Annotated in this window: 18 protein-coding genes and 3 tRNA genes; 19 read left to right on the top strand and 2 right to left on the bottom strand. The window is 65.8% G+C overall.

The annotated features are described in order from the left end of the window. Positions 1–206 precede the first annotated feature (206 nt). The 7 genes from rimP to pnp all read left to right on the top strand — a co-directional run bounded on the left by rimP (position 207) and on the right by pnp (position 8,807). Positions 207–647: a ribosome maturation factor RimP gene (rimP, locus tag ACTFO6_RS07275; RefSeq protein WP_439933784.1), complete on the top strand. Its 441-nt coding sequence runs from the start codon at positions 207–209 to the stop codon at positions 645–647. A 58-nt stretch (positions 648–705) separates the two neighbouring features. After that, complete coding sequence (gene nusA, locus ACTFO6_RS07270; protein ID WP_439933783.1) at positions 706–2,196, top strand: transcription termination factor NusA; 1,491 nt, start codon at positions 706–708, stop codon at positions 2,194–2,196. Beyond that, positions 2,196–4,799 carry a translation initiation factor IF-2 gene (infB, locus tag ACTFO6_RS07265; RefSeq protein ID WP_439933782.1) on the top strand — a complete coding sequence of 868 codons (2,604 nt, stop codon included), beginning with the start codon at positions 2,196–2,198 and terminating at the stop codon, positions 4,797–4,799. Before nusA ends, infB begins: the two co-directional genes overlap by 1 nt. 60 nt (positions 4,800–4,859) lie before the next feature. Beyond that, complete coding sequence (gene rbfA / locus ACTFO6_RS07260) at positions 4,860–5,243, top strand: 30S ribosome-binding factor RbfA (protein WP_439933781.1); 384 nt, start codon at positions 4,860–4,862, stop codon at positions 5,241–5,243. A gap of 26 nt (positions 5,244–5,269) precedes the next feature. Then, on the top strand, positions 5,270–6,226 hold the full coding sequence (gene truB / locus ACTFO6_RS07255; RefSeq protein WP_439933780.1) for a tRNA pseudouridine(55) synthase TruB: 957 nt from the start codon (positions 5,270–5,272) through the stop codon (positions 6,224–6,226). A 42-nt stretch (positions 6,227–6,268) separates the two neighbouring features. Then, the gene (gene rpsO, locus ACTFO6_RS07250) at positions 6,269–6,538 is read left to right on the top strand and encodes a 30S ribosomal protein S15 (RefSeq protein WP_439933779.1); all 270 of its coding nucleotides are present in this window, start codon (positions 6,269–6,271) and stop codon (positions 6,536–6,538) included. A gap of 142 nt (positions 6,539–6,680) precedes the next feature. Further along, the gene (gene pnp, locus ACTFO6_RS07245) at positions 6,681–8,807 is read left to right on the top strand and encodes a polyribonucleotide nucleotidyltransferase (RefSeq protein ID WP_439933778.1); all 2,127 of its coding nucleotides are present in this window, start codon (positions 6,681–6,683) and stop codon (positions 8,805–8,807) included. A gap of 113 nt (positions 8,808–8,920) precedes the next feature. Here the strand turns inward: pnp and dksA are convergent, their stop codons facing one another. Continuing rightward, entirely contained in the window at positions 8,921–9,343 is a 423-nt protein-coding gene (gene dksA / locus ACTFO6_RS07240; RefSeq protein ID WP_439933777.1) for an RNA polymerase-binding protein DksA, read from the bottom strand. Between the two features lie 130 nt (positions 9,344–9,473). Between dksA and ACTFO6_RS07235 the strand changes: the two genes are divergently transcribed. The 3 genes from ACTFO6_RS07235 (at position 9,474) to ACTFO6_RS07225 (ending at position 9,775) form a co-directional block, all read left to right on the top strand. Beyond that, positions 9,474–9,550: transfer RNA gene (locus tag ACTFO6_RS07235), tRNA-Pro, on the top strand. Positions 9,551–9,596: 46 nt separating this feature from the next. Continuing rightward, positions 9,597–9,670, top strand: a tRNA-Arg gene (locus ACTFO6_RS07230). A gap of 30 nt (positions 9,671–9,700) precedes the next feature. Beyond that, positions 9,701–9,775, top strand: a tRNA-His gene (locus ACTFO6_RS07225). A 76-nt stretch (positions 9,776–9,851) separates the two neighbouring features. On the opposite strand, the gene ACTFO6_RS07220 is transcribed toward ACTFO6_RS07225, so the two are convergent. Then, on the bottom strand, positions 9,852–11,456 hold the full coding sequence (locus ACTFO6_RS07220) for a glycine betaine ABC transporter substrate-binding protein (RefSeq protein ID WP_439933776.1): 1,605 nt from the start codon (positions 11,454–11,456) through the stop codon (positions 9,852–9,854). 82 nt (positions 11,457–11,538) lie between these two features. On the opposite strand from ACTFO6_RS07220, the gene ccmA reads away from it, so the two are divergent. Genes ccmA through ccmI form a run of 9 tightly spaced genes read left to right on the top strand, consistent with a single transcriptional unit; the run spans position 11,539 to position 18,442 of the window. Then, positions 11,539–12,156, top strand: coding sequence for a cytochrome c biogenesis heme-transporting ATPase CcmA (gene ccmA, locus ACTFO6_RS07215; RefSeq protein ID WP_439933775.1), 618 nt, complete (start codon positions 11,539–11,541; stop codon positions 12,154–12,156). A 3-nt stretch (positions 12,157–12,159) separates the two neighbouring features. Further along, complete coding sequence (gene ccmB, locus ACTFO6_RS07210) at positions 12,160–12,828, top strand: heme exporter protein CcmB (RefSeq protein ID WP_439933774.1); 669 nt, start codon at positions 12,160–12,162, stop codon at positions 12,826–12,828. 6 nt (positions 12,829–12,834) lie between these two features. Continuing rightward, entirely contained in the window at positions 12,835–13,584 is a 750-nt protein-coding gene (locus tag ACTFO6_RS07205) for a heme ABC transporter permease (RefSeq protein WP_439933773.1), read from the top strand. Continuing rightward, positions 13,581–13,766 (top strand): heme exporter protein CcmD, encoded by a 186-nt coding sequence (gene ccmD, locus ACTFO6_RS07200; protein ID WP_439933772.1) that lies wholly within the window; start codon positions 13,581–13,583, stop codon positions 13,764–13,766. The genes ACTFO6_RS07205 and ccmD overlap by 4 nt, the downstream gene beginning before the upstream one ends. Then, positions 13,750–14,205, top strand: coding sequence for a cytochrome c maturation protein CcmE (gene ccmE, locus ACTFO6_RS07195; RefSeq protein ID WP_439933771.1), 456 nt, complete (start codon positions 13,750–13,752; stop codon positions 14,203–14,205). The genes ccmD and ccmE overlap by 17 nt, the downstream gene beginning before the upstream one ends. 10 nt (positions 14,206–14,215) lie before the next feature. Then, positions 14,216–16,225, top strand: a complete 2,010-nt coding sequence (locus tag ACTFO6_RS07190; protein ID WP_439933770.1) for a heme lyase CcmF/NrfE family subunit — start codon at positions 14,216–14,218, stop codon at positions 16,223–16,225. After that, the gene (locus ACTFO6_RS07185) at positions 16,222–16,746 is read left to right on the top strand and encodes a DsbE family thiol:disulfide interchange protein (protein ID WP_439933769.1); all 525 of its coding nucleotides are present in this window, start codon (positions 16,222–16,224) and stop codon (positions 16,744–16,746) included. Before ACTFO6_RS07190 ends, ACTFO6_RS07185 begins: the two co-directional genes overlap by 4 nt. Next, the gene (locus ACTFO6_RS07180) at positions 16,743–17,213 is read left to right on the top strand and encodes a cytochrome c-type biogenesis protein (protein ID WP_439933768.1); all 471 of its coding nucleotides are present in this window, start codon (positions 16,743–16,745) and stop codon (positions 17,211–17,213) included. Before ACTFO6_RS07185 ends, ACTFO6_RS07180 begins: the two co-directional genes overlap by 4 nt. After that, positions 17,210–18,442, top strand: a complete 1,233-nt coding sequence (ccmI, locus tag ACTFO6_RS07175) for a c-type cytochrome biogenesis protein CcmI (protein ID WP_439933767.1) — start codon at positions 17,210–17,212, stop codon at positions 18,440–18,442. Before ACTFO6_RS07180 ends, ccmI begins: the two co-directional genes overlap by 4 nt. The last annotated feature ends 105 nt before the right edge of the window (positions 18,443–18,547 follow it).

The raw sequence follows: 18,547 nt of genomic DNA, 5'->3' as shown, positions 1-18,547 counted from the left end.
GAAAGTAGGTCACCGCCAGGCACCCCCACAAAGCGCCGAAGGCCCCTCACGGGGCCTTCGGCATTTTGAGCCGGGGCGTGCAGTGGCTGGAAGGCTTTGGGGAATCCGGTTTTTTTCTTCCACCCCTTTCGCTATTCTGTTAAACTTCCAAAGTTACAGTTACATAAAGAGAAGATGGGCCGGGCGCCCATTTTTTGTTTGTGTTGATGAAACGAACCTTGGCCCTTGAGGCGTTGGTGGAGCAGGTACTTCAAAACCTGGGCTACGAGCTCGTCGACTTCGAACGGGTGTCTCACAGCAAGCTCATCCGCGTGTTTATCGATCAACCGGGAGGGGTGAGCGTGGAAGATTGCGCCTCGGTGAGCAACCACCTCACGCGCCTCTTCGCCGTGGAGGCGGTGGATTATGACCGGCTTGAGGTCTCGTCTCCAGGTCTGGACCGCCCGTTAAGAAAAGTATCGGATTTCCAGAGGTTCGTCGGGGAACGAGTTCGCATCAGGCTGCGCCATCCCCGAGAAGGCCGCTCCAATTTCGTCGTCACCTTGAAAGCCGTCGAGGGAACAAAAATACGGGCAAGCCTGGAGAGCACGGAACTGGAGTTCGATATCGACGATTTGGACAAAGCGCGGCTCGTGCCGCGGTTTTAAACGGTTACAGGGGAATCGCTTGGCAGGACAGGCTTTGCATATAGAGACAGGGCGAACCATGAGTCGGGAAGTTCTAATGCTGGTGGACGCGCTGGCCAGGGAGAAGAGCGTCAACAAGGACGTGGTCTTCGGTGCCTTGGAAATGGCGCTCGCCTCGGCGACCAAAAAGCGGTTCCGTGACGACATGGACGTGCGCGTGTCCATAGATCGAAGCACGGGCGATTACCGATCCTATCGGCGCTGGCTTGTCGTCAACGACGAGGAGGTGGAGTTTCCGGACCAGCAGATCGGCCTGAGCGAGGCTCGCAAGCGCAACCCCGATGTCCAGGTTGGCGATTACATCGAGGAACCGCTCGAGCCGGTGGAGTTCGGCCGTATCGGTGCCCAGACCGCCAAGCAGGTTATCCTCCAGAAGATCCGGGATGCCGAGCGCGAGCAGATCCTGAACGACTTCCTGGAGCGCAACGAGCACCTGGTGACGGGCGTGATCAAGCGCATGGACCGAGGCAACGCCATCATCGAATCCGGTCGGCTGGAAGCGCTGCTGCCAAGGGATCAGATGATCCCGAAAGAAAGCCTGCGGGTAGGAGACCGGGTGCGCGCCTACCTGCTGCGGGTGGATCGCCAGAGCCGTGGGCCGCAACTGATCCTCTCCCGAGTGGCCAACGAGTTCCTGGTCAAATTGTTCGAGCTGGAGGTGCCGGAGATCGAAGAGGGGCTGATCGAAATCAAGGGAGCCGCCCGGGACCCGGGTTCCCGCGCCAAGATCGCGGTCAAGTCGAACGATCCCCGGCTGGATCCCATCGGCACCTGCGTGGGCATGCGCGGCACCCGCGTCCAGGCGGTGACCGGCGAGCTGGCCGGAGAAAGGGTGGACATCGTGCTTTGGTCCCCGGACCCCGCCACTTTCGTGATCAACGCCCTCGCGCCGGCCGAAGTGAGCAGTATCGTCGTCGATGAAGAAAAGCACAGCATGGACATCGTCGTCGAGGAAGATCAACTGGCCCAGGCAATCGGCCGCAACGGTCAGAATGTGCGGCTCGCTTCCGAGCTCACCGGCTGGGAGCTCAACATTATGACCGTCGAGGAATCGAAGAAGAAAGGCGAAGAAGAGGCCGCTGCTATCCGCAAGCTTTTCATGGAGCGCCTCGATGTGGACGAGGAGGTGGCGAACATCCTGATCCAGGAAGGCTTTTCAACCCTGGAGGAAATCGCCTACGTTCCGATCAACGAGATGCTGGAGATCGAAGCGTTCGACGAGGAAACGGTCAACGAGCTGCGCAGCCGGGCCCGCGGTGCCTTGCTGAACGAGGCGATCGCGAGCGAGGAGCAACTGGAGGCGGACATCGGCGATCTCATGACCCTGGAAGGGATGGAGGCCGGTGTTGCCCGGAAACTGGTGGCGCAGGGCGTTTCCACCAAGGAGGCGCTGGCTGACCTGGCGGTGGACGACGTAGTGGAAATGACCGGGATCGACGCCGAGCTGGCCAAGAAGCTCATCATGGCAGCTCGCGCTCCATGGTTCGAACAAGAGGGTAAGGCAGAGTAATGGCACAGATGAACGTCGCCCAATTCGCCCGCGAGCTAGGCCTGCCCGCGACGTTGTTGCTGGAGCAGCTCAACGCCGCCGGGGTGGCCAAGACCATGGTGGACGACCCGCTCACGGAGCAGGACAAAACCCAACTCCTCGAGTACCTGCGCAAGGTCCACGGGGCCAAGGAGCCCAAGCAGAAGATCACGCTGACGCGGCGGCAGACTTCGGAAATCAAGAAAGCCGACAGCACCGGCAAGGCCCGCACCATCCAGGTAGAGGTGCGGAAGAAACGGGTGCTGGTGCGCCGCGACGTCACCGCGCAGGAAGTCCCGGCGCAGGAGCCCCCCCCCTCTCCGGCGCTAGTGCTGGATCAGGCGCAGCAGACGCTGCGGGAGGAGGAGGCCCGCAAGCAGGCCGAGCTGGCGGCCCGCCAGGCGGCCGAAGCCGAGGAGAAACGGGCCCGCCGCCAGCGCAAGAAGCAGGAGCCCGAGACCGCGGCCGGGGAGGAAACACAGGCACTGACGGCGGCGGTCGAAGCCGCCAGTGCTTCCGCCCCAGGCGTGGAGGAACCCGTCAAGGAAGCCGCTAAAGCGGCCCCGGCGGCTGCGGCGCCGATTTCGGAAGGCACTCTCCATCGCCCCGCGGCCAAAGCGCCGGAAGGCGGGGAAAAGGCGGAAAAGAAGGGGGTCAAGAAACCGGCGAAGGACACGGTGGCCTGGAAGGAGGAGGTCGCCAGGCGGCGCACCATCAAGACCCGGGGCGACACGGCGCTCGCCCAAGGCTGGAAGGAACGCAAGGCCGGTGCGCGGCACAAGGGGGGCGGCGAGCAGCCCGCCGCCTTCGCCCCGCCCAGCGAGCCGGTGGTCAAGGAAATCCTGGTTCCCGAGACCATCACCGTCGGCGAGCTGGCCCACAGGATGTCCGTCAAGGCTGCCGAGGTCATCAAGACCCTCATGAGACTGGGCACCATGGCCACCATCAACCAGGTCCTCGATCAGGACACCGCCATGATCGTGGTGGAGGAGATGGGGCATGTCGCGAAGCGGGCCAAGCTGGACGATCCGGAAGCCTTGTTGAGTGAGGCGCAGGCGGCGGTCAGCGCGCCGCTCGAGCCACGTGCCCCGGTCGTGACGGTCATGGGGCACGTGGACCACGGCAAGACCTCGCTGCTCGATTTCATTCGCCGCACCCGCGTGGCGAGCGGAGAAGCCGGGGGCATCACGCAGCACATCGGCGCGTATCACGTCAAAACCCCGCGCGGAGAGATCACCTTCCTGGATACGCCCGGGCACGAAGCGTTCACCGCGATGCGGGCGCGGGGCGCCAGGGTGACCGACCTGGTGGTGCTGGTCGTTGCGGCGGACGACGGCGTGATGCCGCAAACCGTCGAGGCGATCAATCACGCCAAGGCCGCCAAGGTGCCGATCGTAGTGGCGGTCAACAAGATCGACAAGCCAGAAGCGAACCCGGAACGGGTCAAGCAGGAGCTGGTGAGCCACGGGGTCGTGCCCGAGGAGTGGGGCGGCGACACCATGTTCGTCGAAGTCTCGGCCAAGACCGGGCAGGGCATAGACAATTTGCTGGAGAGCATCCTGTTGCAGGCCGAGGTTCTGGAGCTCAAGGCGCCGCGGGAGGCGCCTGCCAAGGGCATCGTCATCGAATCGCGGCTGGACCGCGGTCGAGGCCCGGTCGCCACCATCCTGGTGCAGAGCGGCACCCTGCGGCGCGGCGACGTGGCTCTCGTCGGCGCGGTGTATGGGCGCATCCGGGCGATGCAGGACGAGAACGGCAAGCCGGTGGAGGCGGCCGGCCCTTCGATCCCGGTGGAGATCCAGGGCCTCTCCGACGTGCCGCAGGCGGGCGACGAGCTGGTGGTCCTCGGCGACGAGCGCAAGGCGCGGGAGATCGCTCTCTTCCGCCAGGGGAGGTTCCGGGACGTCAAGCTCGCGAAGCAGCAGGCGGCCAAGCTGGAGAACGTGTTCGAGCAGATGGGCGAAGGCCAGACGAAGAGCCTTTCTCTCATCATCAAGGCCGATGTCCAGGGTTCGTACGAGGCGCTGGCGCACGCCCTACAGAAGCTCTCGACGGACGAGGTCAAGGTCAACATCGTTCATACGGGCGTGGGCGGCATCACCGAGTCGGACGTCAACCTGGCGCTCGCCTCCAAGGCGGTGATCATCGGCTTCAACAGCCGCCCAGACGCGACGGCACGCAAGCTGATCGCCTCCACCGGCGTCGACGTCCGCTACTACAACGTCATTTACGAAGCGGTAGACGAGGTCAAGGCGGCGCTGTCCGGCATGCTGGCGCCGGAGAAAAAGGAGAACGTCATCGGCCTGGTGGAGGTCCGCAACGTGTTCAAGATCTCGAAGGTGGGCGCGGTGGCCGGCTGCTACGTGACCGAAGGGGTGGTGAGGCGCAATTCCCAGGTCCGGGTGATCCGGGACAACGTGGTCATCCATACCGGGGAACTGGAGTCCTTGAAGCGCTTCAAGGAAGACGTCCGCGAGGTAAAGGCCGGGTTCGAGTGCGGTATCGCCCTCAAGGGTTTTGAAGACATCAGGGTCGGGGACCAGTTCGAGGTGTTCGAAGTCGTTGAGGTGGCTCGCACCCTGTGACCGGCGGGCCCGCTTGGCTTGGGGCCAAGGCGTGGACCTCCGGGGGCGAGGAGAACGGTCATGACGAGGCCCGGAGCGCGAGCACAGCGGGTGGCGCGCGAGATTCAGCGGGAGCTGGCCTGCCTGATCCGCGACGAAGTCAAGGATCCCCGCGTGGGCATGGTGACGCTGACCGAGGTCGAGTTGAGCCCCGATTTGTCCTTCGCCAAGGTCTATTACACCAGCCTGGGCGGGCGGGACGACAAGGAGACCGCGGAAGGGCTGCGCCGCGCCGCGCCCTTCCTGCGAGGAATGCTAGGGCAGCGCCTGCGGCTTCGGACCGTGCCCGAGCTTCGCTTCGTTTTCGATCCATCCGTCGAAGGGGGTATGCGGCTTTCGCGCCTGATCGACGAAGCGGTCGCCGCCGATCGCCTCAAAGGGGGCGACAAGCCCGACCCGGATTGAGCGCCGCTCCTCCTCGACCGCGACGCATGGCCCGCCACCGTATCGACATCGACGGCGTGCTCCTGTTGGACAAGCCGGCGGGCATCACGTCCAACGCCGCCCTGCAGGGCGTCAAGCGCCTGTTCGGAGCGGCCAAGGCCGGCCACGGCGGAACCCTGGATCCCATGGCGACCGGCCTGCTCCCGGTCGCCATGGGAGAAGCCACCAAGTTCCTCGGGAGTCTGCTCGAGGCCCGCAAGACCTACAAGGCCACGGTGCGCTTCGGCGTGCGCACTACGACAGGTGACGCGGAAGGGACGGTGGTCGAGCGCCGTCCGGTCTCGGTGACGCCCGCCCAATTGGAGACGGCGGTGACCTCCTTCACCGGGAAAGTCCGGCAGATTCCGCCCATGTACAGCGCCCTCAAGCGCAACGGGCGCCCGCTCTACCGTTACGCCCGGCAAGGCGTCGAAGTGGAGCGGCAAGCGCGCGAGGTGGAGATCTACCGGCTGGTGATCGAGGCGTTTCACGGCGAAGGGGCGACTTTGCTGGTGGAATGCAGCAAGGGTACCTATGTCCGCACTCTGGCGGAAGATCTGGGCGCGGCCCTCGGCTGCGGGGCCCATCTGGAAGCGCTGCGGCGCACAGGAATCGGGCCGTTCTCGGTCGAGCAGGCCGTTACCCCGAACCGGCTGGAGGCGTTGACCGAGGACGGGTGCAGGGCCCTGCTTCTCCCCGTGGATGCCCCGCTGGCTTCCTTGCCCAGGCTCGACGTGGCGCCGGCGGCCGAGCGGGCCCTGTTCCTAGGGCAGCCCGTCGCCGCTCCCGGCGGCGCAGCCGGGCCGGTCCGGCTCTATGCCGACCAGGGGCGATTTTTGGGGGTAGGCGAGAGCACTGGCGACGGCTGGGTGCGGCCCCGAAGGCTGATCCGCCCAGAGCGCCGGATCCAGGGCGGGGAGGGGGCGCGCATTCTTAGAAGCGCCAAGGGGTTACTTGAGCGTTAGCGTTTATACAGGATATAATGATAGTCTTTAGTGGAGCGATAAATGGCTATCACGACAGCAGAAAAATCCAAAATCATGCAGGACTTTCAGCGAGCCAAGGGGGACACAGGCTCGCCTGAAGTTCAGATCGCCCTGCTGACCGCGCGCATCAACTACCTCACCGAGCACTTCAAAACGCACGCGAAGGATCATCATTCCCGGCGCGGCCTGTTGCGCCTGGTCAGTCGCCGGCGGAAGCTCCTCGACTACTTGCGCACCCGCGACCCAGAGGCCTACCGCAAGCTCGTCGATCGGCTGGGCCTGCGCAAATAGGGGCTCGGCAGAGCGATTGGCTTCGGAACGATGGGGAATCTGATTTATCGAATGACCGGAGCCGTCCCTGCGCGCTGCCTGCGCCTTCGCGTCGCGCCTTTTTCTTTTCTAGCGAACCGCCTATTCCAGCGAGGTAAACGTCTTGGCGTACTTCAAGAAAACCTTAACCTACGGTAGGCACCAGCTCACGCTGGAAACGGGAGAGATCGCGCGGCAAGCGGATGGCGCGGTCCTCGTCAACTTGGACGATACGGTGGTCCTGGTGACCGTGGTCGCGGCGAAAGAGGCCAAGGAGGGTCAGGACTTCTTTCCTCTCACTGTCGACTACCTGGAGCGCACCTACGCCGCCGGCCGGATCCCCGGGGGCTTTTTCAAGCGGGAAGGGCGCCCGTCGGAGAAGGAAACCCTGACCTCCCGCCTGATCGACCGTCCGCTGCGTCCCCTGTTCCCTGAAGGCTTCTACAACGAAGTCCAAATCGTTGCCACCGTCGTTTCCTCCAACAACGAGGTTGATTCCGATATCCCGGCCATGATCGGCGCCTCGGCTGCGCTGGCTCTGGCGGGAATTCCTTTCAACGGCCCCATCGGGGCGGCCCGCGTCGGCTACCTTGAAGGGCAATACGTGCTCAATCCCACCGTCTCCGAGCTCAAGCGCTCGGCGCTGAATCTGGTGGTGGCGGGGACCGAGCAAGGCGTGCTGATGGTGGAGTCGGAGGCCATGGAGTTGCCGGAAGAAGTCATGCTTGGCGCCGTGGTTTTCGGCCACCAGCAAATGCAGCCGGTGATCCAGGCGATCCACGAGATGGTGGAGGCGGCTGGCAAACCGGAATGGGAGTGGACTCCCCCCGCCAAGGACCCGGAGCTCGTCGCCCGGGTCGCCGAGCTGGCCGAAGCGGATGTGAAGGAAGCCTATTCGATCAAAACCAAGCAGACCCGCTCGGAGCGGCTCAAGCAGATCCAGAAACGCCTCCTTGAGGCCCTCAATACGGGGGACAAGGTGGGACCGGCGAGGGAAAACGAGATCAAGAACCTACTCTTCGACCTCGAATACAAGGTGGTGCGCGAACGCATCCTCGCGGGGGAGCCCCGCATCGACGGGCGCGACACGCGAACCATCCGGCCGATCACCATCCGCACCGGCGTCCTTCCGCGCACCCACGGCTCCGCCCTCTTTACCCGCGGGGAGACCCAGGCGCTGGCGGTGGTGACCCTCGGCACCCAGCGGGACGAGCAGATCATCGACGCGCTCACCGGCGAGTATACCGAGCGCTTCATGCTTCACTACAACATGCCCCCGTACGCCACGGGGGAAACGGGCCGCGTCGGCCCGCCCAAGCGGCGGGAGATCGGCCACGGCAGGCTCGCCAAGCGGGCGCTGGCGGCCGTGATCCCGCCCCAGGAGGAATTCGGCTATTCCCTGCGGGTGGTCTCGGAGATCACCGAGTCGAACGGCTCTAGCTCCATGGCCACCGTCTGCGCCGGTTGCCTGGCGTTGATGGACGCCGGGGTGCCGATGAAGGGGCACGTCGCCGGCATCGCCATGGGGTTGATCAAGGAAGGCAACCGCTTCGCCGTGCTGTCGGACATCCTGGGCGACGAAGATCATCTGGGCGACATGGATTTCAAGGTGGCCGGGACGGAACGGGGGGTCACCGCGCTGCAGATGGACATCAAGATCACCGGCATCACCAAGGAGATCATGCAGGTCGCGCTCAACCAGGCGCGGGAAGGGCGCATGCACATCCTGGAACTGATGAAGCAGGCCATGCCGGCGACCAAACCCGAAATCTCCATCCATGCGCCGCGCATCATCAAGATGAAGATCAACCCGGAGAAGATTCGCGACGTCATCGGCAAGGGCGGCGCGGTGATCCGAGCATTGACTGAAGAGACGGGGACCACCATCGATATCGAGGACGACGGCACCGTGACCATCGCCTGCGTGAGCGCCGAGGGGGGCATGCTCGCCAAGAAGCGCATCGAGGAGATCACGGCCGAAGTCGAAGTGGGCAAGATTTACGAGGGTACCGTGCTGAGGCTGCTCGACTTCGGCGCCATCGTAAGCGTCCTGCCCGGCAAAGACGGGCTCCTGCACATTTCCCAAATCGCCAACGAGCGGGTCAACAACGTGGCCGACTATCTCAAGGAGGGCCAACTGATCCGGGTCAAGGTGCTGGAGGCCGACGACAAGGGACGGCTGCGGCTGAGCATGAAAGCGGCGCTGGCCGAAGAGGCGCAGTCCCCTTCCAGCACTACCCCGGTGCCGTAAAGACCCCAGGGCGGTTTACGGGAAGGCGCCTTTTTGCCCTAGGGTGTTTTTCCTCTTCGCGCCGTCTCGTCCCGCGGCAAGCTTCCCCGGCGGCCGCGGGGAAAGAAGAGGACCTATTTCGCTACCTGCCGCTCCCTCAACTCATCCAGCGTCTTGCAGTCGATGCATAGCGATGCGGTCGGACGCGCTTCCAGGCGTTTGAGCCCGATTTCCGCTCCACAGCTTTCGCAATATCCGTATTCTCCCGCATCGATCCGGGCGATGGTTTCATCGATCTTCTTGATAAGCTTGCGTTCCCGATCCCGGTTGCGTAGCTCGAGCGCCATGTCCGATTCCTGGCTGGCCCGGTCGTTCGGATCGGCGAACACCGTCGCCTCGTCCTGCATGGCGTGAACGGTGCGGTCGATGTCCTGGCTGAGTTCGAGCTTCAGCGTCTCCAGCACTTTCCGGAAATAGGCGAGCTGCCGCGGATTCATGTAAGGCTCTCCCTTTTTGGGCTTGTAGGGAGGAAGCGTCTTGCTGCCTTGGCTCGGCATAGGGGTCGGCCTCTGTGCACAAAAAAGCGCTTTAATAGCAAAATCGCGGCTACACCGCAAGTGAAAACAGCCTTACAAGGCAGCAATTTCATTGATTTTTTCCAGGGAGGGCGGTATATTTTTTCTTTTCCGGGGTGTAGCGCAGCCTGGTAGCGCTCCTGGTTTGGGACCAGGATGTCGGGAGTTCAAATCTCTCCACCCCGACCAGATCGGGTACCCATTCGGAAAGGCGGGCGAGCCTGTGGAGCGCCTCGTGCCCGTAGCTCAACCGGATAGAGCACCAGCCTTCTAAGCTGGGGGTTACAGGTTCGATTCCTGTCGGGCACGCCCTACCAGCGCGAATGGGTGCCGTCCGTGGTGGCGGTAGCTCAACGGTAGAGTCCCGGATTGTGATTCCGGTTGTTGTGGGTTCGAATCCCATCCGCCACCCCATTTCCCTCCGGGCGCTTCCGCCGGCGGCCGTGTTTTTCTCCGCGGGATCGTCCAGCCTTTCTCGCTGCGGCGCAGCTCAGGATCGGTTCGATTCGCCCCGCCCGCCGGGCGCCCAAGCATACCAGCGGCGCTCTAGGAGATCGAAGAGTCCCTGGACCAGGAGGGCGAAGACGGCCGCCGGAATCGCCCCGGCGAGAAGCATCTTCTGATCGTTGAGGGCGAGACCCGCCACGATGCGCTCCCCGTAGCCGCCCGCGCCGATGAAAGCGGCAATGGTGGCGGTGCCCACGTTGATGACCGCCGAGGTCTTAATTCCCGCCAGGATGGCGCGGCCGGCGAGGGGCAGCTCGATCAGCCCCAGGCGCTGGGCCGCCGATAGCCCCAGAGCGACGGCGGATTGCCTGACCCCCAGCGGAACCTCCTGCAGGCCGGCGTGGGTGTTGCGCACGATGGGCAGGAGCCCGTAGAGCACCAGAGCCACCAAAGCGGGCACCACCCCGATCCGCTGCAGGGCGGCGATCAGGAAGGCGAGCAGCGCCAAAGCGGGGATCGTCTGGATGACGCCCACCGCTCCGAGCATCACCGCACCGACCCTGGGAGCGCGCTGGGCGGCGATGCCGAGGGGGATGCCGATGGCCGCGCTCAGGACCAGAGAACCGAAGACCAGCAGCACGTGCTCCAGGGTCAAGCGCGCGAGATCCGGCCCGGTCAAGACCTCCAGCAAGCTTTGTTCTCTCGGTGGTGAGCCTGCGGCGCTCCGGCCGCCGAGAAAGCCGGCCGCCACGTCGGCGAAGCTCTTGCCCCCGAGTTCCGCTTCGGCATTGAGGCGCACCATGGTGGACGCGGGTATCGTCCCGGCCAGGGCTTCGAGGGCTCGCCACGCTTTCGGGAAGCGGCTGGGCGCGTCGGTGCGGTAGACCAGCACGGCCTCGTAGGAAGGAAAATATTTCCGGTCGTCCTCCAATACCCGGAGCCGGTAGCGGGTGAGCTTGGCGTCGGTCGTATAGACATCGATCACGTCCACTTGGCCCGCCGCCAGCGCCGCATAAGCGAGCCCGTGGTCGAGCCCGCGCGGGTTGGAAAACGGTAAGCCGTACGCCTCCTTCAGGCCCGGCCAGCCGTCGCGCCGGCCCAGGAATTCCTGGGACAATCCCAGCCGTAGGTCCGGGTGGTCCACAAGATCGGAAATCCGGTTGAGCCTCCGCCGCTCGGCCACATCCTCCCGCACCGCCAGGGCGTAGGTATTGTTGAATCCCAGGGGAATGCCGACGGCGAGGCCATAGGGGGCGAGCTGGAGATTGAGCTTAGCGAGGCTGGAGGGCTGGGAATTGCCCAGGATTTCTCGGTCCAAGGTCCCCGTATATTCGGGATAGATGTCGATGGCGCCCGACTTGATCGCCTCGAACACGATGGCGGTATTGCCCAGCCCGGGCCGGTGTATCGCGATCTCACCCACCCGCAGAACCGTTTGGCGCACGATCTCCCCCAGGATGTAGGACTCGGTAAAGCGCTTCGAACCGACGATGAGCGTTTCGGCGGTCGCGCTCCTGGGGGGCGGGGCGAGGGCAGCGGCCAGGACCGCCACGAGCGCCAGGGGAAGCCCGCCGCGCCGAAGGCAAAGCCCGACCCGGGCCGGACGGAAAGAGGGGCGATCCGGCCAGCGGGGGGATCTTTCGGCCATCGGTGAGGAGGCAGGGGCACTTGTCCGGGACACTGCCCAGGATTTTTCAAAAAGCCTTATAATCCGCACTTTTATTTTTCTCGTGTTGACCGCCAACAACCTCCATTGCGTCCGAGGGGAGCGGGAAGTCTTCCGCGAGGTGGGCTTCGAGCTAACCTCGGGGGGCCTGCTCCACGTCGCGGGACCCAACGGCAGCGGCAAAACCAGCCTGCTTCGCATGCTGTGCGGCCTCCTCGCCCCCGAATCGGGGGAGATCCGCTGGGGCGGGGAACCGATTCGCAGTCTGGGCGACGAATATTTCGCGCAGTTCCATTATGTGGGGCACCTGAACGGGATCAAGGACGAGCTGAGCGCCCGGGAAAACCTGAAGGTCTTTGCCGGGCTGGCGGGACAGCCGATCGGCGAGGGCTGGGCGCTCGATGCCTTGCGCCGGCTGGGCTTGGGCGGGCGAGAGGATTTTCCGGTGAAATGGTTGTCCCAAGGGCAGAAGCGGCGCGTGGCCCTCGCCCGCTTGACCCTCATGAACCGCCCCTTGTGGGTGCTGGACGAGCCTTTCGCCGGCCTGGACCAGGAGGCGATCGCCCTGGTGCAGGGGCTCGTGGAAAGGCACCTGGAGCAGGGGGGGCTGGCGGTGGTGACTACGCACCAGGAGATGCAGATCCGGGGCGCCCGGGTGCAGCGGCTCCTGCTGGCCGGGTGAGGGATGCTGGCCGCCTTGCGCTGGGTGGTGGTGCGGGATCTGACGCTGGCCTTGCGCCAGCGCTCGGATGTGATGACGACCTTGTTTTTTTTTGTCATCGTGGTGAGCCTCTTTCCTCTGGGAGTGGGGCCGGAACTGGACAAGCTACGGCCGCTGGCGGCCGGGGTGGTATGGGTCGCGGCGCTGCTCGCCTCCATGCTCTCCCTGGGGCGAGTGTTCGCCCATGACTATACGGACGGCACCTTGGAGCAGTTGTTGATTTCTCCCCAACCCCTTTCTCTGCTGGTGCTGGGGAAGATTATCGCCCACTGGATCGTCTCCGGCGTCCCGCTGGTGGTCATGGCGCCGCTCCTCGGGTTGCAGTACGACTTGTGGGGAGGTCCCCTCGCGGTGCTGGTCCTGTCCCTGCTGCTCGGCACGCCGGTCTTGTCGGCCATCGGAGCGGTGGGCGCCGCCCTCACCCTGGGCTTGCGCGGCGCCAGCGTCCTGGTGGCCCTGCTGGTTCTTCCCTTGTACGTCCCGGTGCTGATTTTCGGCGCGGGTGCGGTGGACGCGGCGGCCTCGGGGATCGGGATCGAGGGCCATCTTTCCCTCCTGGGGGCCTTCCTGCTGGCGTCCCTGGCGCTCTCGCCCTGGGCTGCCGCCCTGGCGTTGCGGGTCTCGATGGAGTGAGGAAGCATGGGGCGCGCAAACATCAACTGGTTCAAGTACGCTTCTCCGTCCACTTTCTATGGCCTGGCGGGGCGCCTGATCCCCTGGTTCGGCGCGGCCTCCGCGCTACTCTTCGCCGTGGGCCTTTATCTTGGCTTTTTCGTCGCCCCCACCGATTTCCAGCAGGGGGAGGTCTACCGTATCATCTTTCTGCACGTGCCGGCCGCCTGGATGTCCATGTTCCTCTACGTGGTGATGGCCGCCTACTGCGCCCTGGGGCTCGTCTTCAACACCCGGCTCTCCTTCATGATGGCGCGGGCCATCGCCCCGACCGGGGCGCTGTTCACCTTCATCGCCTTGTGGACCGGGGCGCTGTGGGGGCGGCCCACCTGGGGCACCTACTGGGTGTGGGACGCGCGGCTCACCTCCGAGCTGATCTTGCTCTTTCTCTATCTCGGCTATCTCGCGCTGCAGGCGGCGATCGAAGACCCGCGCCGCGGCGACCGGGCCGGGGCGGTCCTCGCCCTGGTGGGGGTGGTGAACGTGCCCATCATCTACTACTCGGTCGAGTGGTGGAACACCCTGCACCAGGGGGCCTCGGTCAGCTTGACCGCCGCCCCCAAGATGGCCGCCCTCATGCTGCAGGCGATGCTGGTCATGGCGGGCGCCTGTTGGACCTATTCCGTTGCCGTGATCCTGGCGCGGGTGCGCTGCATCATCCTGGAGCGGGAGCGGCGCGTCGCGTGGGCGGCCGAACTTTCGGGACGGAGCGTATGAGCTGGGGCAGCCTAGAGAATTTCCTGGCCATGGGGGGCTACGGCTTCTATGTCTGGGGCGCCTACGCGATTTCCCTGCTCACCCTGGCGATCGAGGTGGCGGCGGTGGTGCACCGGCGCCGGGCGCTGCGCATGGCCACGATGGATAAAGAGGAGAGGTTGAGACATGAAGGCTCGGCATAAGCGCCTGGCCCTGGTGGCCGCCGCCCTGGCCTTGCTCGCGCTTGCCACCGGGCTGGTGCTGAACGCGTTTCGCACGAGTCTCGTGTTTTTCTTCACGCCTTCCCAGGTGGCGGCTCAGGAGGCGCCCCTCGACAAGGCCTTCCGCATCGGCGGCCTGGTGGAGGAGGGCAGCGTGCGGCGGGAGCCGGACGGGCTGACGGTGCGCTTCAACGTGACCGACACCGCCAAGACCATCCCGGTCGTCTACCGCGGGATCCTTCCCGATCTGTTCCGCGAAGGCAAGGGCGTGGTGACCCAGGGACGGTTGCGGGAAGACGGCGTTTTCGTCGCTACCGAGGTGCTCGCCAAGCACGACGAAAACTACATGCCGCCCGAAGCCGCCCACGCACTGGAGCAAGCAAGCAAGGCCCAGCGGACGGTGGTGGAGGGGGGGAAATGAGGATCCGGCCATGATTCCCGAGCTCGGCCAGTTCGCCCTGATCCTGGCCCTTCTGCTGGCTTTGGTCCAGGGAACCGTTCCGATAATCGGCGCAGCGCTGGGAGTGCGCGGCTGGATGGCGGCGGCCCGACCTCTGGCCCACGGGCAATTCGTCTTCGTGGCCATTGCCTTCGGCTGTCTCGCCTGGTCGTTCGCGCACAACGACTTTTCGGTTCTCAACGTCGCCACCAACTCCAATTCGCTCCTGCCCCTGCACTACCGCATCGCTGCCACCTGGGGTTCCCACGAAGGCTCGATGCTGCTCTGGGCGCTGACGCTCGCTCTCTGGACGGTGGCGGTGACGCTCTTCAGCCGCCGGCTGCCCGAGGAGATGGTGGCCCGAGTGCTGGGCGTCATGGGGTTGGTGAGCGTGGGCTTTCTCCTGTTTTTGTTGCTCACCTCCAACCCCTTCGAGCGCCTTCTTCCTCCCGCGCCCGAAGGGCGCGACTTAAACCCCCTGCTGCAGGACCCGGGCATGGTGATCCATCCCCCGTTGCTGTACATGGGCTACGTGGGCTTTTCGGTCGCCTTCGCTTTCGCCGTCTCGGCGCTGCTCTCCGGGCGCCTAGACGCCTCCTGGGCGCGCTGGTCCCGCCCTTGGACCACTTGCGCCTGGATGTTCCTCACCCTCGGCATCCTGCTGGGGAGCTTCTGGGCCTACTACGAGCTGGGCTGGGGCGGCTGGTGGTTCTGGGACCCGGTGGAGAATGCCTCCTTCATGCCGTGGCTCGTGGGCACGGCGCTCATCCACTCCCTGGCGGTCACCGAGAAGCGCGGGGCCTTCAAGAGCTGGACCGTGCTGCTGGCGATCGCCGCCTTCTCCTTGAGCCTGCTGGGCACCTTCCTGGTGCGCTCCGGCGTCCTCACCTCGGTGCACGCCTTCGCCACGGATCCCAAGCGCGGCGTGTTCATCCTGGGCCTTCTCACCCTGGTGGTGGGGGGCTCGCTCCTGCTCTATGCGCTACGGGCGCCGCGGGTAGGCCTGGGCGGGCGCTTCGAGCTCCTCTCTCGGGAGTCTTTGCTGCTCGCGAACAACGTGCTGCTGGTGGTGGCCTGCGGCACGGTGCTGCTTGGCACCCTCTATCCGCTGATCGTGGACGCCCTCGGCCTGGGCAAGCTCTCGGTGGGCCCGCCCTATTTCAACGCCGTGTTCGTGCCCTTGATGGCGCCGCTCCTCTTCCTGATCGGTGTGGGGCCGCTTGCCCGATGGAAAGAGGCGAGTCTGGCGGAGCTGGCCCGGCGCCTGCGCTGGGCTCTTGCGACCGGGATGGCCACCGCCCTTGTCCTGCCCTTCCTCCTGGGCGCGTGGACCCCCTTGATCGCCCTGGGGCTGCTGCTTAGCGCCTGGATCGTGGCGAGCGTGGTGGTGGCGCTCTGGGGGCGGCTGCGGGAGGCTTCCGGCGGCGGAAGCCTGGGGGCGCGGCTCAAGCGTCAGTCCTGGAGCTACTACGGCATGCACCTCGCCCACCTGGGGGTGGCGGTGTTCGTCTTCGGCGTGACGCTGGTCAAGGGCTACGAGACGGAGACCGACGTGCGCATGGGGGTCGGGGACACGGTCGCCGTGGGCGGCTATGCCTTTCGTTTCGAGGGCGTCACCGAGCGATCCGGTCCCAACTATTCGGCGCTGCGGGGCACGGTGACGGTCACCCGGGCCGGTCGCCCCATAAGTACCCTCCATCCGGAAAAGCGTTTCTACCCGGCTTCCGGCCAGACCATGACCGAGGCGGCCATCGATTACGGCTTCACCCGCCACCTCTACGTCTCCCTGGGCGAGCCCTTGCCCGAGGGGGCCTGGAGCGTGCGCCTCTACCACAAGCCCTTCGTCGGCTGGATCTGGGGCGGGGGGCTCCTCATGGCCCTCGGGGGGCTGCTTGCCCTCGCCGACCGGCGCTACCGGCTCGCCGGCCGGCGGGGGAAGGAAGCGGAGGCAAAGGCAGCCTCTGCGACCCAGGAGCTCGCACCGCAGACCGCGCGGCCATGATCCGCTCCCTCCTCCCCCTGGGGCTTTTTGCGGCGGTGGCCGCCTTCCTGTTCGTCGGGCTTGGCCGCAACCCGCGGGAGGTGCCCTCGCCCCTCGTGGGCAAGCCCGCCCCCGAGATCGGGCTCGCCCTCCTGCGCGACCCGCAAAAGAGCTTCCGCACGGCCGATCTCCAGGGCCAGGTCTGGCTGTTGAACGTCTGGGCCTCCTGGTGCGTCGCCTGCCGGGAGGAGCATCCCCTGCTCCTGGAGGTGGCCCGCTCGGGGGTGGTGCCCCTCGTGGGGCTCAACTACAAAGACCACCGGGATGAGGCGCTCGCCTGGCTCGAGCGCTTCGGCGACCCCTACCGCTTCAGCGTCATGGACCGGGAGGGCCGGGTGGGGATCGACTACGGGGTCTACGGGGTGCCGGAGACCTTCGTGATCGACGCGGAAGGGGTGATCCGCTACAAGCACATCGGGCCCCTTACCCCGGAGCGCTGGCGCGAGCGGCTGCTGCCCCTGATCCGGGAGCTTCAGGGATGAGGCGGGCGTTGGGGCTGTGGCTGCTCTTCGCCCTCGTGGCGGGGCCGGTCGCGGCGAAAGAGGCGGCGCCCCGGGCCGAGGACCCCCGCCTGGAGGCGCGCCTTCAGGCCCTCGCCAAGGAGCTGCGCTGCCTCGTGTGCCAGAACGAGTCCCTGGCGGACTCCAACGCCGATCTCGCCCGGGACCTGCGCCGGGAGATCCGGGAGATGATGCGAGAAGGCCGCAGCGATCGGGAGGTGGTGGACTTCCTGGTCGCCCGCTACGGGGACTTCGTGCTCTACCGCCCGCCAGTCAAATCCACCACCCTTCCCCTGTGGGCCGGACCCTTCGTGCTGCTGGCGATCGGGCTCGGGGTCCTCCTCGTGGTGGTGCGCCGGCGCCAAGCCCATGAGCCGCCCTTGAGCGAGGAGGAAGCCCGTCAAGCCGAGGCCTTGCTCGCCGCAGAGGGAGAACGGGAAGGACAATGACCGCTTTCTTAGTGGCGAGCGGGACGCTCCTCGCCCTCGCCCTGGCTTTCATCCTCGTGCCCCTGCTGCGGGGTTCCCGCCGGGCCGGAGGCGCCAATCCCCTGGGTGTCAACCGAGCCGTCTACCAGGATCAGCGTGAGGAACTTGCCCGGGAACGGGAAAACGGGCTGCTGACCGACGGCCAGTACCAGGAAGCCTTGGACGAGCTCAAGCGCCGCATGCTCCGAGATCTGGACACCGCCTCGTCTGCCGGCAAGACGCCCGTTCGCGGCAGATGGCGGTTTGCCCTTCCCGTCCTTCTGGCGCTGGCGGTGCCGATCGCTTCGATCCTGCTCTATCTCCAGATCGGCAGCCCCGATGCCCTGCGCCTGGCCGCCACCGGACCGGCGGCCCCGTCCCCTGCAGATGTGGAAACCCTGGTGGCCCGTCTGGCGCAACGGCTCGAAGAGCACCCGGAAGATGCCCGAGGTTGGGCCTTGCTCGGCCGGTCCTATTCGGCGCTGGGACGGTTCGACCAGGCGGTGGCGGCTCTCGAGCGGGCGAGGGCTCTGAGTCCCGACGACGCGGCGGTCCTGGCCGACTTGGCCGACGCGCTGGCCATGGGTCAGGGACGATCCCTTCTGGGGCGGCCCACGGAGCTGCTCACCCGTGCGCTGGAAATCGATCCTCGCCATCCCAAGTCCCTGGCCCTGGCGGGGGCGGCAGCCTTCGAGCGGGGCGAGTACGCCGCCGCCGTCGACTACTGGGAGCGGCTGGCGGCTCAGCTCGAGCCGGGCTCCGAGCTGGCCCAGCGGGTGGCGGAGAGCCTTTCCGAGGCCCGCGATCGGCTCTCGAAAGGAAATGTGAGCCGCCAGGGAAGCGGCGCTCCGGTCGCCGCGGAGGGGAACGGGCGGCTGGCCGGGATTGCCACCCTGAGCCCGGCCTTGGCGGGACGGGTCAAGCCCGACGATACTCTGTTCATCTATGCCCGCGCGGCGGAGGGCCCGCCCATGCCCCTCGCCATCCTGCGGGCGAAAGCCTACGACCTTCCCCTGAGCTTCACCCTGGATGACAGCATGGCCATGGTGCCCGGTGTCTCCCTTTCCGGCGTCCCGAAGGTGGTGGTGATCGCCCGGATCTCTAAGTCCGGGAGCGCCGAGCTGCGGAGCGGCGACCTGGTGGGCAGGGCAGGTCCGGTGACCCCGGGCGCCCGGGACGTGCGCATCGTGATCGACCAGGTCGTCCCCTGAGGCTTCCAGAAGCCCGCGCTGGGTTTAGGTTTTTTTCTCACTTTGGTGGTTGCCTGGGGGCTGGGACCGGCTGTGCTTTCGCTGGCCGGGCTCAGGGCAGAGGGT

Source organism: Pelomicrobium sp. G1, assembly GCF_051905455.1.
Lineage (GTDB): Bacteria > Pseudomonadota > Gammaproteobacteria > Burkholderiales > UBA6910 > Pelomicrobium.
This window is presented reverse-complemented; position numbering and strand designations above follow the sequence as displayed.